The sequence below is a fragment of the Bacteroidota bacterium genome (genome assembly GCA_016714535.1).
GTDB lineage: Bacteria > Bacteroidota > Bacteroidia > AKYH767-A > OLB10 > JADKFV01.
The window spans coordinates 1-16,292 of the sequence record JADKDR010000001.1 but is presented as its reverse complement, the minus strand read 5'-3'; the positions used below and the strand labels follow the sequence as shown (position 1 = coordinate 16,292).

The 16,292-nt window shown below is 37.4% G+C and carries 13 protein-coding genes; 2 read left to right on the top strand and 11 right to left on the bottom strand.

The window, feature by feature from the left end; all coding sequences use genetic code 11:
• The first annotated feature begins 9 nt into the window (after positions 1–9).
• On the top strand, positions 10–1,125 hold the full coding sequence (locus IPO27_00065) for a T9SS type A sorting domain-containing protein (protein MBK8845013.1): 1,116 nt from the start codon (positions 10–12) through the stop codon (positions 1,123–1,125).
• 65 nt (positions 1,126–1,190) lie between these two features.
• The gene (locus IPO27_00060) at positions 1,191–2,078 is read left to right on the top strand and encodes a T9SS type A sorting domain-containing protein (GenBank protein MBK8845012.1); all 888 of its coding nucleotides are present in this window, start codon (positions 1,191–1,193) and stop codon (positions 2,076–2,078) included.
• 86 nt (positions 2,079–2,164) lie between these two features.
• Here the strand turns inward: IPO27_00060 and IPO27_00055 are convergent, their stop codons facing one another.
• The 11 genes from IPO27_00055 to IPO27_00005 all read right to left on the bottom strand — a co-directional run bounded on the left by IPO27_00055 (position 2,165) and on the right by IPO27_00005 (position 16,120).
• Positions 2,165–3,571 (bottom strand): hypothetical protein, encoded by a 1,407-nt coding sequence (locus IPO27_00055; GenBank protein MBK8845011.1) that lies wholly within the window; start codon positions 3,569–3,571, stop codon positions 2,165–2,167.
• A 527-nt stretch (positions 3,572–4,098) separates the two neighbouring features.
• Positions 4,099–6,432: a tail fiber domain-containing protein gene (locus tag IPO27_00050; GenBank protein MBK8845010.1), complete on the bottom strand. Its 2,334-nt coding sequence runs from the start codon at positions 6,430–6,432 to the stop codon at positions 4,099–4,101.
• 3 nt (positions 6,433–6,435) lie between these two features.
• A complete protein-coding gene (locus tag IPO27_00045; protein ID MBK8845009.1) occupies positions 6,436–6,903 on the bottom strand; it encodes a hypothetical protein in 468 nt (155 codons plus the stop codon).
• 266 nt (positions 6,904–7,169) lie between these two features.
• Positions 7,170–7,454, bottom strand: coding sequence for a hypothetical protein (locus IPO27_00040; protein MBK8845008.1), 285 nt, complete (start codon positions 7,452–7,454; stop codon positions 7,170–7,172).
• 169 nt (positions 7,455–7,623) lie between these two features.
• The gene (locus tag IPO27_00035; protein ID MBK8845007.1) at positions 7,624–9,639 is read right to left on the bottom strand and encodes a tail fiber domain-containing protein; all 2,016 of its coding nucleotides are present in this window, start codon (positions 9,637–9,639) and stop codon (positions 7,624–7,626) included.
• 47 nt (positions 9,640–9,686) lie between these two features.
• Positions 9,687–12,029: a tail fiber domain-containing protein gene (locus IPO27_00030; protein MBK8845006.1), complete on the bottom strand. Its 2,343-nt coding sequence runs from the start codon at positions 12,027–12,029 to the stop codon at positions 9,687–9,689.
• Between the two features lie 172 nt (positions 12,030–12,201).
• Complete coding sequence (locus IPO27_00025; protein MBK8845005.1) at positions 12,202–13,146, bottom strand: tail fiber domain-containing protein; 945 nt, start codon at positions 13,144–13,146, stop codon at positions 12,202–12,204.
• Positions 13,147–13,220: 74 nt separating this feature from the next.
• Positions 13,221–13,718, bottom strand: a complete 498-nt coding sequence (locus IPO27_00020) for a hypothetical protein (protein MBK8845004.1) — start codon at positions 13,716–13,718, stop codon at positions 13,221–13,223.
• Positions 13,719–14,011: 293 nt separating this feature from the next.
• Positions 14,012–15,670 (bottom strand): hypothetical protein, encoded by a 1,659-nt coding sequence (locus tag IPO27_00015; GenBank protein MBK8845003.1) that lies wholly within the window; start codon positions 15,668–15,670, stop codon positions 14,012–14,014.
• A 98-nt stretch (positions 15,671–15,768) separates the two neighbouring features.
• Complete coding sequence (locus tag IPO27_00010) at positions 15,769–15,942, bottom strand: hypothetical protein (protein ID MBK8845002.1); 174 nt, start codon at positions 15,940–15,942, stop codon at positions 15,769–15,771.
• Between the two features lie 7 nt (positions 15,943–15,949).
• Positions 15,950–16,120, bottom strand: a complete 171-nt coding sequence (locus IPO27_00005; GenBank protein MBK8845001.1) for a hypothetical protein — start codon at positions 16,118–16,120, stop codon at positions 15,950–15,952.
• Positions 16,121–16,292: the final 172 nt, after the last annotated feature.

Here is a 16,292-nt window from a genome sequence, read left to right as displayed (position 1 = left end):
ATAAATACAATGTTTAATCATATAAATACAAGTGCAGTTGGTGGCAGCGCCATCCGCTTCTTTAACACACAAATGACCAACACCGTACACTGCAACCAAATGGATACCTGCCGCCTTGGAGTTAGATTTGATGCAAGTAATATTGGCGACCAGGGCAGTGCAGCAGCAGCACAGGAGAATACGTGGTACTTTCCTTTAACAGGTTTTTTTGCTTTTCAAAGAGATAATTTAAGCCCAGACCCTAATTGGTTTACAAGAAATTTAAATTACACCATACCTTATACACCACAAAACAGTTATATGCAACCTTTGGCGTTTGTAACGTATCAGCTTGAAAATGCTACTAATGATTGTGAAGTGCCTTGCCCCAGCTGCCCTAATCAGCGAATGGCAGAAATCGTATCTGAAAGTGGTAATTATGCTAATCTATCAATTGATGAAAAATATTTATTGAAAAAAGAGGTATATCAAATTCTTGATGCAGATAGCAGTTATATGTATGCGGGATATTCAAGTGATATTATTTTGCAAGATTTTTATGATAGTGCTGCAACAACCAATCTAACTATGTTTAGTTTTGTTAATTCCCTTATTCAAGACTCGCTTAGTGTTTTTGCATCAGCAGTAAATTCATGGATTAGTCCAATCAATCATTTTGAAGAAAACGAAAAAAGCGTGAACGAAATTTATTTAAGTACCTGGGCTGTTGGTATATATCAATTAACGCAAATACAAAAAGATTTACTCGAATCAGTTGCTTCAGAAAATCCACTATCAGGTGGCGATGCTGTATATACTTCGAGAGTAATGTTGGGCTGGGATATGCCTGATTTTACAAATCAAATCAATAGAATTAAATTTGATCAAGCCTTCCAAAAAAATGATATGGAAATAAAAATTTATCCAAATCCAGCTTTTGAATATTTTTCAGTAGAGTCAAGTATTGACGAAAGCTTTGAAATTTCAATTGAAAATACTGTAGGACAAAATATTTACTACAACAGCCATGTAGAGCCGCTTGAGCGTATTAATACCAAAAAGTTTTCGAACGGCTCCTATATAATTTTAATCAAATTAAAGAATACGAAAATTGAATATCGAAATAAACTCCTTATTAGTAAATAAGCCTGCATACTATGAAAATGAATGTTTTTATTTTGTTCGCTTTCCTATCCTTAGGTTATAAAGGGATGAACCAGAATTTAGTATTTAATCCTTCATTTGAGGATACAGTATCTTGCAGTGTTTGGAATAATTCATGGCCAAAGTTGCCTTGTGTTGGATGGTATCAATCTATTAATTCTCCTGATTATTTTAGTTATGTGTATACAAACGGATGTGGTTCAGTCCCTCTACCTTCAACACTGTTGGGATTTCAATATCCTCATAGTGGGTTTGCATATGCAGGCTTTGCAACAAGTTTGTTTCCTAACTTAATTAATTCAAAAGAATTAGTAACAGGCAAATTAGTCGATTCACTTAAATCTCAGCATAAATACTTCGTGCAATTATTTCTAAGTAGTTGTAATAATTGTCATATTTCAATTGATAAAATAGGCGCGTTCTTTAGTATAGATAGCATTAATCCAGATAGCAACTATCTATTTAATTTAAATCCTCAAATTGAAAACAATTCAGGTAATATATTGTCAGACACAATGAATTGGATGGAAGTTTCTGGTTTTTTTATAGCAAATGGTGGAGAACAATTTATTACACTTGGGTGTTTTCGACCTGACAGTTCGTTGAAATTTGACAGTATTCAATCATGGTTGGAACCTAGTGCCTACTACCTTTTAGATGACGTATCCGTTATAGACTGCACTGCCACCTCACTAAACGAGTTACCAGAGTTACAAATAAACCCGTGGTACAATGCCATAGATAAAGCAATTAAAATAAATACCACAGAAAATAATCTTAGCTTTACGCTAATAAATGCGATGGGCAAAGTAGTAATGCAAGATAACCTAGTACAAAATGAAATAAGTGCAGCAGCTTTGTCACGGGGAGTGTATATGTTGGTTGTGGAGGATAAGCGTTATAGGAGGAGGGTATTTAAGGTGGGGGTTTATTAAAGCACCAAAGTAATATTTGCTTCAAGTTCATTATAAGAGAAAAATAGTAAAACTATTTTTAGAACAACTTGTACAATTAAACTTGATTATCGTGGTATTTCTTTCAGGTCGGCATCTGTGTGAATTCGCATAGTATCAACAAGGCCAAATTGTAACGCCATGTTTAATTCTGAAATTGCCTTATCAGTTTCCTTGTTTTGAGCATGATACTTTGCCGAAAAAAACCAGGCTTCTGCATTTTGCGAGTCAACAGTTTTGTATAAGTCAATTGCTTCTTTGGCTTGTGGCGCTTTTTGCTCCAATAAATTTTTGCTGATGCTATAGGCTGCCAGGCTCATATAACCAAGTACCCGCTCATACATGATACTTGCCTTGTCCTTACTTTGCTGCAATTTCTTTATCTGCCCATATTCGTTAGCCAACTGACCAAAGTTTCCGCTTTGAAACAAAGAAGAGATTTTGTTTTTCATCTCCATTTCAATATTCAATTCTTGCTGCCCTTGCGCTACAGCTGCCTTATACTCTGAACTTGCGTACAATGCAGCAAGTTGCGACTCATACCTTTTATCGGTATCAAGTTGTTGAAGAAAATTGTAAGCCGTACCTAAATGCATTACCTTATATAAAATATCGTCATGCTCCGCAGCAATACAGGAGTCCATCATGGCACGAAAGCCAGTAATAAAATCTGATTGCGATGCCTGCTCATCTTTATCAAAAGAATATAAATACAATCCATATACAACTTGCGCAAATTGATTCACATCGCACCATTCGTGCTTGCCATGATATACAATAAGATGAGCAGGTACTTGCTGGTTTCGCAATTGATTGATCCCCGACATGACATCAATGTAATTCATATCGGCATCTCCGGCAAGCCCGATAAATTTGGTACGGCTAAGGTCACTCTTTACCTCTTTGGGAGTAAGCAATGCCGAATTTGCTATCACCCCTTTGATAAGCGGATAATTGTATGCTGCATAACAGGCTACTTTGGCGCCACCGCTAAATCCTGCTGCAAATAATTTGGTAGAGTCAACATTGAAAATAGAAAACGCATCCGTTAGCATTATGCGTACAAGCTTATTGGTGGTGTTCCAGTCATTGCCATTCATCGAATTATTAGAGCCTAACATGGCAAAACCAAATTGATTAGCTACTTCCTTGTACTTGTGTAGTGGCAAACTACCATCTCCATGAGGATCGAAAAATAAAATTACCGGGTAGGGCATAGTACCCAATGACGAAGGTATATAGCTATAGTAACTATGTGCAGCGGAAGTGGGGCTTGTGATTTTGTAAACTGAATCGGATAAATGCGAATTCGCAGTTGTTGTAACCGGAATGGAAGAAGTAGCATCTTCAACCGCAGGTTGATTACCGCACGAACAGAGGTTAAAGGCAAGGTATAAGAGCAACAAGCGCGTAAATGTTAGGTGCAGGATGTGCTTGTGTGGTGTATGCATAGTGCGGTATAGTTTAAGTTTCATATTTTTTGCAGCAGATAGATTTGAGTTATGTTATAGTTCAATTCAAAATTAAGTTGCAGGCAGGTGCCTAGTTGTTGGTTGCAGGTAGTAAGGCGATTGTTTTATGTTAATTATCTTCAACTGCTTGCAGCAAGCAAAAAGATGAATGCAAAAACTAATTTATTGGTACAACCAACCAAATCAAATCCTGAATTTTAGTTTCTTGTTAATTTGTGTGTTTGTTATTCATTGCAACAATTGTTGCAATGCTCACCAGACAAAAGTATTTGTTTTGCTTGATTGGAGTAGTCAATTAGCGCATAAAATTATCAATGATATAATCTGCCGCTAGTTTATAGTGGAAGTTTGCAACTGTAATTCTTATTGCATTCTTATCAAAATAGTAATTGAGCTTGATGGGTGAATTCCTTAATCCAATTCTCTAACAGCGGTTTAAAGTGTTTGTGTTGAGGTTAAAATTTGCAGCCTGCACATTTTATTATGCAGGCTGCTGTTTAGTTTTTATAGCACTTTAAGTGCTATAAGTGTTATTTTGTTACAACCATCTGCTTCGTATCTACAGTCATATCATCTACAATCAACACATAAGTATAAACACCCGGTGCAAGTGTATTGCCTGCAATTTCAATTTGACTTTTTCCTTTTGTTGAAATGATGAACGATTTAATCTCCTCGCCATTCATCGAAAATATTTTAAGCGTTGCTTTACTTGATGATGCTGAAATGTAAAAACCGATTGTTGTGGTTTCTTTGAAGGGGTTGGGATTGTTTTGTTCGAGGTAGTTCAAAGTTGTGAGTTCTGAGTTTTGAGTTTTTGTTTCTAAAGAATTATTGCAAAGTGTTTCAAGGCATGATTTCATTTCTGCAATTTCATTTTTCAAAACCTGATTCTCATTTTGCAAATTGCCTATTGCTAATTGCTGATTTGTATTTTCAATTTTCAATTCGGCATTCGTTTTTTTAAGGTCTTCGCTTATTTTTGAAAGTTCCTGAACTGATTTCACCAAAGGCACAACAAAGGCAGCATATCGTAAACCGTAAATATCCTTGGAATTTTTTGGCGCATCCACTCCATTGAAATCATAATTAAGATCTATGGCGGCTCTTTCTACTTCTTGTGCAATAAACCCACTTTGTACAATGGTGGCCTGAATTTCTTTGGCCTTTGCTTCTTCTGCATTTGACGACTCTGTGGTTCCATAATATTCATCAAGCTTTGTAACATTAAGTTGGTAAGTAACCGGTCTGAGTTTATTAACAAAATCAATTCCCGGAACATTTTCTTCAACATTCAACTTGTATCTGCCATCCGAAACAGCTGTCCAATTTTGCGGTCCTCCAATGCTTAATGTACCTGTGCCACCAACCCTTACTATGTTACTTGCTGTAATTGCACTGTTAGCACCAAGTGCAGTAGAGTTAGAAAATGTTGCACCTGTAGCAAATGCTTTAAACCCCAAAGCAGTGTTTGATGCCCCTGTAGTATTTGAAGCCAATGCACTATCTCCAAATGCCGCGTTGTTATTACCGGAGGTATTACTGCGTAGCACATACCTTCCCGTAGCTGTATTAGAATTGCCAGTTGAATTAAAATTTAATGAAAGCGTGCCAATTGATGTGTTGTTTTGGCCGGTTGTATTGTTTTGTAAAGATCCGGCACCGGATGCAGTATTGTCAAAGCCGGTTGTGTTTGACGCCATTGCTGATCTCCCAGTTGCAGTGTTTCCATCACCAGTTGTATTTGCCTTTAGAGCCAAATATCCAAAGGCAGAGTTGGACGAAGCTGAAGTGTTTTGCTCCAAGGCTCGGGCGCCAAATGCGACATTTTCTGCCCCGGTTGTATTTTTGAGCATTGCATTTCTTCCTGCTGCTGCATTGTTTGTTCCACTTATATTGTTTTGCATTGCACTATCACCTATTGCTGTATTATTATCACCGGTTGTATTGCTACTTAAGGCATTCTCTCCTAATGCTGTATTTAAATTGCCGTTAGTATTATTTTTTAATGCACTAAAACCAACGGCTGTATTTGAGCTGCTTATATTGTTTTGTAAACTAAGATTTCCGACTGCCACATTTTTATTTCCAGTTGTGTTTGTTAATAGGGCATTTAAGCCTAAAGCAACATTGTCATCACCTGAGCGATTATTTAATAAGGCATTATTTCCAACAGCGGTATTATTATTACCTAAATCGCAATTTTTAAGTGCTTGTGCGCCCAATGCAGTATTTAAAAATCCTGAATTGCTACCCTCCAATGCCAGATAGCCGACAGCAGTGTTGTTAATCCCGGTTACGTTAAATTTAAGAGAATTTGTTCCTAAGGCAGTATTGTTATTCGCAACCGTATTTGAACCTAAGGCATTCAAACCAACAGCAACATTATTGTTTCCTGTAGTGTTGAAAAGTAAGGCCGAAGCCCCAAATGCACAGTTTGCGCTTCCTGTCGTATTATTTTCCATTGTTTGCGTACCAAATGCTGAGTTGTTTGTTCCATTGTTGTTCAATAAAACTTTTCGTCCTGTTGCAGTATTTCCTGATGCAGTAGAGTTACTAAACAATGCACTGTCGCCAATGGCTGTATTATTTGTTCCGGTAGTATTACTTTGTAATGCGCTTGCACCCATTGCCGTATTAAAATCACCTGTTGAGTTGTTTCTTAAAGTTCTGCGGCCAACAGCTGTGTTGTTAATTCCTGTTGTATTGAAGTTTAAAGCGCTTCGACCTACTGCGGTGTTTTGAAAGCCTGTTGTGTTAGTTGATAAGGCAGCAATACCCACAGCCGTATTATCGTTTCCAGATGTATTACTAGAGAGGCCTCCTACAGCCACATTGTTGGCACCGCTTGTATTGGATTGCAAGGCTCATGCACCTATAGCTATATTAGCACCTCCGTTAACATTATTTAATAATGCATTAATACCAATTGCTATATTTGATTGACCACTTGTATTATATGACAATGCACTATCACCAATCGCAATATTGTTTAAACCTGTAAAATTACTAAAAAGAGCTCCCCTTCCTATTGCAACGTTATTTACTCCAGCGTTGAAAACTCTCCCACTTGAACTAAAAAGAGAACCATCAAAATATATGTCTCTCCATGCAAGCGAACCACTGCCTAAATCTTTTGTGTTGTTCGTTGATGGCAACAAGGATTGATTGATAGCCGTAGGAACAAATGCAGTTGATTGTATTGATCCATCCGGAAATTTTATGCTTATTGGATAAACAACATTCCAAGGGAACGAACTACTGCCTAAATCCTTAGAGTTATTTGTAGAAGGAACTAACGATTGATTGATGGATGTTGCAGAGAGATTTGACAAACTTAAGTTTGCATCATCAGCACCATTTGCATCACCTGTATTTGCTATAACGTTTCCCGTGATACTAATTCCGCTTCCACTCGTATAAGGAACAAATGCAGTTGATTGTGTAGTTGCATCGGGAAATTTTACTGTTGTTGGATAAACATCTTTATAACGAAAAGCAGCCGAACCAATATCTATAGTGTTATTGGTATCGGGTAATAAATCCTGATTCAGTTTTGTTGGAGCAGTTAGATTGCTTAAAGTTTTATTGGCAGAATTATTTATAGCAGTCCATGCAGTTCCGTTAAAAAATAAAACCCGGGTGTGCTGTTGGTTTGATAAATGAGCAAGCCTGTTGCAGGTGTTGCGATTGCATTGCGTTGCACAAGGGTCATACGCGGAATAAGCAACCCTTTGCCAATAGTATCAATATCCAATGCCGCTGAGCTGTTGGGCGTTGTTGTGTAAACGCCTGCACTGCCCGTAGCAGGAAATGTGTTTTGTGCAATTGAATGCATACTGGTTGCAAGCATAGCTGCAACAGCTAAGACAATTAGTTTTTTCATAATTTTTTTTATTTTAAGAATTTATTGTTTGGGATTGAATTAATGCCTCCGAGGTTTGCATTTTTATTAAAGACCTTTATTGTAAGGTTAATATTTTTTTTGCTTTTGTAGAGCATTAAAAACTGTTGCTTTTTAAAAGTCATTTTCATAAACTTTAAGAGAAACACTTTTACTTTTGGCTGAATACTATTTTTTGCAGTTCAGCCAGCACTTCCATCCTTTTGCTTACTTCTGCTTTTAATGATGCATTTTGTTTTTCCAGTTGCTGCATTTCATTTTTCATGTTTGCATCCAGTTCCTGAATGGATTTTGCCAGCGGAACAACAAACTCACTATAACGTAAACCGGCTATATCATCTGAATAATCATATCCGCTAAAATCGAAGTTAGTTTCATCAGCAGCTGCTTTCACTTGTTGTGCAATAAATCCGGTGAAACGTATTTCATCTAAATTTTTATTAACCCATTTTAATGTGTCGGATTTGTTGCCACATGTCAACGCTATCAGTTTTGATGAATTGATGTTATAGGTTACCGGCTTTAGCTTTTTTATAAATGCAAGACCGGGTATATTTTGCTGTATTTTCGTTTTTATGCGAGCATCTGACAAATTAGAAAAGGATACCTGTCCACCTATTGAAGTTGCAGTGTTCCTGCCAAGTCTTACAATGTTTGTATCTGCACCATTATCTAAATAATCAATTGCAGTAGTATTGATTTCGGTTGGCGAAAAATTAGCAGCAACATTTATCCATGTACTATTAGTGCAGGAACTCGCATTGCCACCGCCAACCCCAGTATTACCGGTACCACTAGAGATAATGGCCGCTATACCTGTGTTGCCCCCGTCAGGTTGTATAGCTGTTACAAATGGTCCTTGTGTATATATTGAGGTGCTGTTATTATAGGCAGTAGTTGTTCCCAACGACATGATGCCTAAATGGGTGTTTCTACTGCCTGTTGTATTTGTATGTAAAGCCTGTACACCAAATGCGGTATTGAAGTTGCCGGTTTGATTGCTATTCATTGATCGCCAGCCACCCGAAGTATTATAATCACCGGTAGTATTTGCTATAAGTGCACCATCACCAAATGCTGAATTTCCATCGCCAATGGTATTATTTAGCAGTGCATTTTTTCCTACTCCGGTATTTCCTGTACCTGTTAAGTTTTGATATAATGCTTTGTAGCCGGCAGCTGTATTACCACTTCCGGTAGTATTAAATTCTAATGCCTCACTGCCGGCTGCTACGTTATTATTACCTGTGGTATTAAACAACAGCGCAAACAAACCAATAGCTACATTATTTGAACCTGTTGTAGTTGCCTCCATACAATGAGCACCAACAGCCACATTTGATGAACCGGTGGTTAACATGCGTAATGCTGAAAACCCAATAGCCGAATTGCCAAAGCCGCTGGTGCATGAAAAAAGTGCCTCGTTACCTACTGCCGTATTTTCGCTACTGCCAATATTATTGCTCAAAGACTTTGCACCCACAGCAGTATTGTTACCTCCTAGTGTATTAGCTAACAATGCTTCAAAACCCGCAGCAGTATTACTGCTGCCAAAGGTGTTGTTAAATAATGCATCTCTTCCAATTGCTGTGTTTTCATTGCCTTCAAGATTTAATGTTAACGCTTCGGCACCAAAAGCCGTATTACCATTACCAATTGCATTAGAGGTAAATGCAAAATATCCAAATGCTGAATTTTCTGAATTTCCTGTATTATTAAACGATGTCTCATAGCCAAAAGAAGTATTCTGTGTTGTTATGGACGGATCAATCAATCCTGACAGCTTATTATTCACCTTAAAAACCAACGGTTTTAAATCTGTTGTTCCAATAAAATCAATATTGCCATTCGTTCCTGTGTTACCGGTTAAGTTCCAACTTCGTGTTGTTAAGGAACTCCAACCGCCATTTGTAAAATAGTAAAAACCTTTTAGGTTATTAGTTTGAAAAATGAGTAGTCCTTCTGCAGGAGATAGAATCAAATCTCGCTGCGCTTTTGTCATTCGGGGAATTAAAATTCCTTTATTAGCAGAAGTGATGTCCAATGCTGCTGAGGCATTTGGTATAGCTGTGCCAATGCCAACAATTCCGTTTATAGGGAAAATATTTTGAGCAGTAGCAATAGCACTTGATAAAAGTATTTGTAGTAAAATAATTAGCTTTTTCATTTTAATAAATTTTAGTAGTTCATTTTTTTTAATTGCAATTGATAGGTTTATTTATTCAATATCACCTTTTGAATTACCAAAGCAGTATTTTCATTTATTAATTGGACGATAAAACTGCCGCTGTTATAAATGGATAGGTCAAGTTCTAATGACGATTGATTTTCTGAAAGTGAAATTGACTTTAATAGCACTCCATTTTCATCAATTAAATTAATTGCTGCATCAGAACTTTTATTTGCTAAATGATACTGAATACAAATTCTTCCGGATGAAGGGTTGGGTGAAACTGATAATACGTTTTGATTTTCAACCGCTTTCAATTTCTGCTTGTTTGAATTGCTTTGCTGATCTGAAATATAATTTTGAATTTCTGCAATACGCTTATCTATTTCTTTTAAGTCTGTAATTATTTTTTCGTTCTCATGCTTCAAATCAACAATGGCATTCTTTAAGTTTTCATCCAACTCCTGAGTAGCTTTTACAAGCGGTACCACAAATTCGCTGTAACGAAGTCCCATTAATTTTCCGGTAGTATCAACACCGCTGAAATCGTAATTTGTTTTGTGTGCTGCTGCTGCTACTTCCTGAGCAATGAAACCACTAAACTGTATTTTTTCAATTGCGTATTTACCCTCAAAATCAATAGTATCTATAACTCCCATCAGTTCATTTTGAGCATCAACATTAAAATGGTAAGTAACGGGGCGCAGTTCATTTATAAATGTAAGTCCGGGTACGTTTTCCAATATATGCTCCTTTATCCGCTCATCAGATAAACTTGTCCAGGCTACAGCACCTCCTATACTTACAATAGAGGTGTTGCCAACGCGGACCTTATTGCTGGCATCAACTACGGCATTAAAACCAATAACAGTGCTATTCGAAAAATTACCATTTGAAACATTTGCGTTTTTTCCGATTGCAGTATTAAATGAGCCCGATTGATTGCCTAATAAAGCACTTTCGCCAATAGCAACATTGGAGAGGCCGCTCACCGTGTTTCCCATAGCATTTACACCAATGGCGGTGTTTTCATCGCCAGAAGTTGATGATTTTAGAGCATTGAATCCAACGGCAATATTATTGTCCCCGAAAATATTACCAGCTAAAGCATTATAACCAGCTGCAATGTTGCCAGCACCTGTTGTGTTTTGATACAATGCATGATAACCGACAGCGGTATTGTTACCGCCTATTGTATTGGAATAGAGTGCAGAACTACCAAAGGCGGTATTAAATGTTCCGAAGTCGCAGTTATACAATGTGCTATCTCCGAATGCACTATTTCCACCACCATTAGTTGTACCATTCATTGCCAAGTGCCCCACTGCGGTATTGGCCGCTGTTGCGGTGCCTTCATAAAGTGTTAGTGACCCAAATCCAATTGCGGGATTTCCATTGCCTTTTGCATCTGCAAGTGCCTCGAATCCAATAGCTACATTTTCATTAACACTTGCCTGTATGAGGCCTCCTATTGCATTAACACCAACTGCAACATTTGAATTTCCATTCAAATTTTTTAGAAGACTTGAATTGCCAATAGCAACATTGTTAGAACCTTGCGAATTAAAATTCAAAACATTTTTACCGAATGCCGTATTACCTGATCCGGTTGTATTGAAAAAACTTGCTCTGTCTCCAACAGCAGTATTTTCTGTACCTGTAGTATTGTTAGTCAACGATGACCTGCCTACTGCGGTATTATTGTCCCCGGTTGTATTTGCAACCAACGATTCAAATCCAATGGCCGTGTTTGAATTGCCAATAGTATTTGCTGATAACGCCCGTGTACCGATACTTGTATTTTCGTGGCCCGTTGTATTTTGACTTAACGTGTTAGCGCCCATTGCAGTGTTGCTATACCCACCATTGTTAGCTTTAAGTGATTGGTAACCAAAAGCAGCATTCCTGGAGCCTCCGTTCACATCTGATGAATAAGCTTCAAAACCAAATGCAGTGTTGCCAGTAATTACTGCAGGATCTATTATGCCTGACTTTTTATTTTCTATTTTGAAAACCAAAGGTTGGGCATCCAAAGTGCCTATAAAATTATTGGTACTGTTGGTGTTGCTATTATCGCTTAGCCCCCAGGCTTTTTTCTGAACTGCTGTCCATGCAGTACCTGAGTAGTAATAAAAACCCGGTGTACTGTTGGTTTGATAAATCAGCAAACCTGTTGCAGGTGACGCAATAGCATTGCGTTGTGCAAGTGTCATGCGAGGAATTAAAACTCCTTTTGTTGTTGATGTTACATCGAGTAAGGATGAAGCATTGGGTGTTGCAGTACCAATACCAGCAGCACCTGATGTTGGGAATGTGTTTGTTTGTGCGTTTGATTGCATGATGGTTGCAAGCATAGTTGCAACAGCTAAGAGTATTAGTTTTTTCATAGAGAATTTTGCTTTAAGAATTTATTGTTTTGTATTAATTTGATTTTAAAATTAAGCAGCCGGAATCTTTTATTTAAACTCGCTGCCTTACTCAAGTGTTTGTCATGCTGAGGAACGAAGCATCTGCATTTTATGAGCCCAGATTCCTCGTTCCTCGGAATGACAGTTCCTCTTATTTCGTTACCACCATCTGCTTCGTATCAACTGTTTTATCATCTACTATCAACACATAAGTATAAACACCCGGTGCAAGTGTATAGCCTGAAATTTCAATTTGACTTTTTCCTATTGTAGAAATCACAAACGACTTTATCTCTTCACCATTCATCGAAAATATTTTAAGCAATCCTTTGCTAGAATTTGATGAAATGTAAAAACCTATTGTTGTGTTTTCTTTGAAAGGATTGGGATTGTTTTGTTCGAGGTAGTTCAAAGTTGTGAGTTCTGAGTTTTGAGTTTTTGTTTCTAAAGAATTATTGCAAAGTGTTTCGAGGCAAGCGCTCATTTCTTCTATTTTGTTTTTCAATGCTTGATTTTCCTTTTCAAGCTGTTCTAACTTTGAACTTTGAACCAATGAACTTTGAACTTTACTGTCCAACTCCTTCACACTGTTTATCAGCATATAGGTCATAGCACCATTATCCACACTTAAATATTCTGTTGACTTATTATTGTCATCAAGGTAATTCCATGTACCTACCATGTATGGTGCTACTTCTTTTAGTTCTTGTGCAAGCACACCTACTCCGGTTTCTTTTGGCATGCCGGCTTCTCCTGTGTACGTAAACCAAACAGGATGTATTTTTTTCAATGCATCTAATCCTTCTTTGTAATCGTGCACATTGGTTTTTAAGCGTGCATCACTTGCAATGGTCCACGTATTTGATGTTGGCTTTGCTGCTGAGTTGGTTGATACCTGCAATTTAAAAGCAGGTGCTGTTGTACCAATTCCAACATTGCCGCTGCTATCAATAACCATCTTAGTTGAATTACCATTGGTGCGAAATAGAAATCCTTTGTTGCCTGCTGCATTGTATAAAATGCCACCGCTTACAGCGCTTGCAGCAGTGCCAAATAAAATTCCGTTATCACTTGCATTTGGAGAAAGTAATTGCAAATATGTTGTGGTATTACTTTCTAAAACTATACCTGCATTACTGTTTGGTGTACCACCTGATAAACCTGTATTAACTACATGTAGTCGCTTAGCGGGCGTAGAGTACCTATGCCTACATTGCCTATGCTATCTAAAACCATCTTAGAAGCATTACCATTTGAACCAAAAGACAAACCTTTGTTACCTATATAATTGTATGTGATACTACCACTGAATGCATCTGCTGCCGTTCCAAATAAAATTCCATTTTGGGTGTTATTTGGTGTAAGGAATTGTAAAAATGTTGTATTGTTGTTTTCAATCAGAATTCCATCGAAATAGGCTGGTGTACCGCCCGACAATCCATCAAAAACATGTAATTTTTTGGCAGGGGAAGAAGTAGCTATACCAACATTTCCATTATCTTTAACAACTACTAAATTCGTTGCAGAAGAGTTTTGAATAGTTAGTGCCGAAGTAGCAGATGTGCTTCCTTGCCCTTTAATATGTAATGAAGAAGTTGGCGCACTAATTCCAATTCCAACATTTACGCTATTTGTTGCACCATTAACTCCAATACTGCCCAATACCATAGAGTTGTCAGCCGCTACTAAAGCATGTGAACCAATAGCTGTAGCATTTTTCTGAATGTTAGATGCTGCATTGGAACTGTCTCCAATAAAGGTATTGTAGGAACCATCTGCGATTGTGGTTCCAGCACTTATTCCAATTGCTGTGTTATTATCTCCAAATGGATTAAATGATAGCGCGTTATATCCTATTGCTGTGTTATTAATTCCGAAAAGGTTTGCAAAAAGTGCATCAGCACCAATCGCTGTGTTATACTCCTGAAGTGTAGCTATTAATGATGATTTACCAATCGCTGTTAACTATATCCTGTATTCACTATGCCAGCATCAGCACCAACAAATAAATTATTAGAGCCTTTAGTGCTTAAAACTTGCTTTCCATTAATCTTATAAGCTGAATCTGTATTAATACTTCCCTTTGCAAAAACATTTTTCCATGCAAGCGTACTGCTACCTAAATCAATTGTGTTGTTTGAAGATGGTAACAATGATTGATTGATTGATGTGGCGGTAAGATTTGACAAACTTAAGTTAGCGCCACCTGCAACCGTACTTGAGATAACATTTCCTACAATGCTGATTCCACTGCCGCTTGTGTAAGGAATAAACGCAGTTGATTGTATTGATGCGTCCGGAAATTTTATACTTGTTGGATAAACAACATTCCAAGCTAAGGAAGGGCTGCCTAAGTCTTTTGAATTGTTTGATGAGGGTATTAAAGATTGATTGATTGATGTTGTGAGCAGATTTGATAAATTCTTATTGGCCAAAGCCAACGAAGGAGCAATAGTAGAAGCTGAGGTTACTCTGCCTGTAGCATCAATAGTAATTACAGGAATGGTTCCCGAGGTTCCATAAGTTCCAGCTGTAACACCTGAATTGGCTAATGCAACAGTTCCTGAATTAGTAATGGTTCCCCCTGTTAATCCGGTTCCTGCGGTAATGCTTGTTACTGTTCCACCAGTTGTATTTGAAATTACATTTCCCGTAATACTAATTCCGCTTCCACTCGTATAAGGAACAAATGCAGTTGACTGTGTTGTAGCATCAGGAAACTTAATGGTTGTTGGATAAACATCTTTCCATGAAAGTGAACTGCTGCCCAAATCTTTTGAGTTGGTTGTTGATGGCAACAGCGATTGATTAACAGATGTGGTTGTAAGATTTGACAAACTCAAGTCAGCATCATCAGTGCCATTTGCATCGCCCGTATTTGAAATTACATTTCCAGTAATATTAATTCCGCTGCCACTTGTATAAGGAACAAATGCTGTTGACTGAGTTGTTGCATCAGGAAAAATTAAAGTTGTCGGATAAACATCTTTGTAACGATACGTTGCAGAACCTAAATCGATATTATTTGTTGCTGCCGGTATTAATGATTGATTAATAGCTGTAGAAGCAAGATTTGATAAACTAAGGTTAGCACCACTTGACCCTGTACTGGAAATTGTATTTCCTGCAATGCTTATTCCACTACCGGCAGTGTAAGGAATAAATGCAGTGGTCTGCCATGTTGCATCCGGAAATATTAATGTTGTTGGATAAACATTTTTATAACGATACGATGCAGAACCGATATCAATTGTGTTGTTGGTGTCGGGCAATAAATCCTGATTCAGTTTTGTTGGAGCAGTAAGATTGTTTAATGTTTTATTGGCTCCATTATTTATTGCAGTCCAAGCTGAGCCCGAGTAAAAATAAAACCCGGGTGTGCTGTTGGTTTGATAAATGAGCAAGCCTGTTGCAGGTGTTGCGATTGCATCGCGCTGCACTTTTGTCATACGCGGAATAAGCAATCCTTTTCCAATGGTATCAATATCCAATGCTGCCGAGCTGTTTGGTGTTGTGGTGTAAACACCAACACTTCCGTATGAAGGAAATGTGTTTTGTGCAACTGAATGCATGGTGGCTGCAAACATTATTGCAACGGATAAGATGATTAATTTTTTCATAATGATTTTTTTTTGTTTAAAGCGTTTAATTAAAATTAATTATTCCTTTTTATAATAAACCCCTTCAAGGGTTTAAAACCCTTGAAGGGGTGAGTGGATTATTTAGTTACCACCATTTGCTTGGTATCAACTGTTTTATCATCCACAATCAACACATAGGTATAAACACCCGGTGCAAGTGTGTTGCCTGCAATTTCAATTTGTCCTTTTCCTTTTGTTGAAATCACAAACGACTTTATCTCCTCGCCATTCATCGAAAATATTTTAAGCAATCCTTTGCTAGAATTTGATAAATGTAAAACCAATGGTTGTGTTTTCTTTGAAAGGATTGGGATTGTTTTGGAGAAGATAGTTTGAAGTTTGAAGTTCGAGGTTAGAAGTGTTTGTTATTTCACTATTGTTACAAAGTGTTTCAAGGCATGATTTCATGGTTTCGATTTCGTTTTTCAATTGCGCATTTTTCTTCTTTTAATTTTTGAAAATCGGATTGCTTCACTGCTGCGTTTTGTTTTTCATCTAACTCCTGAACTGCCTTTACTAATGGAACAACAACTGACTGTATGCTAATGAATAATTATCATTCGCATTATCTTTATCTCAATATGCAAACCATCAAAGTGAT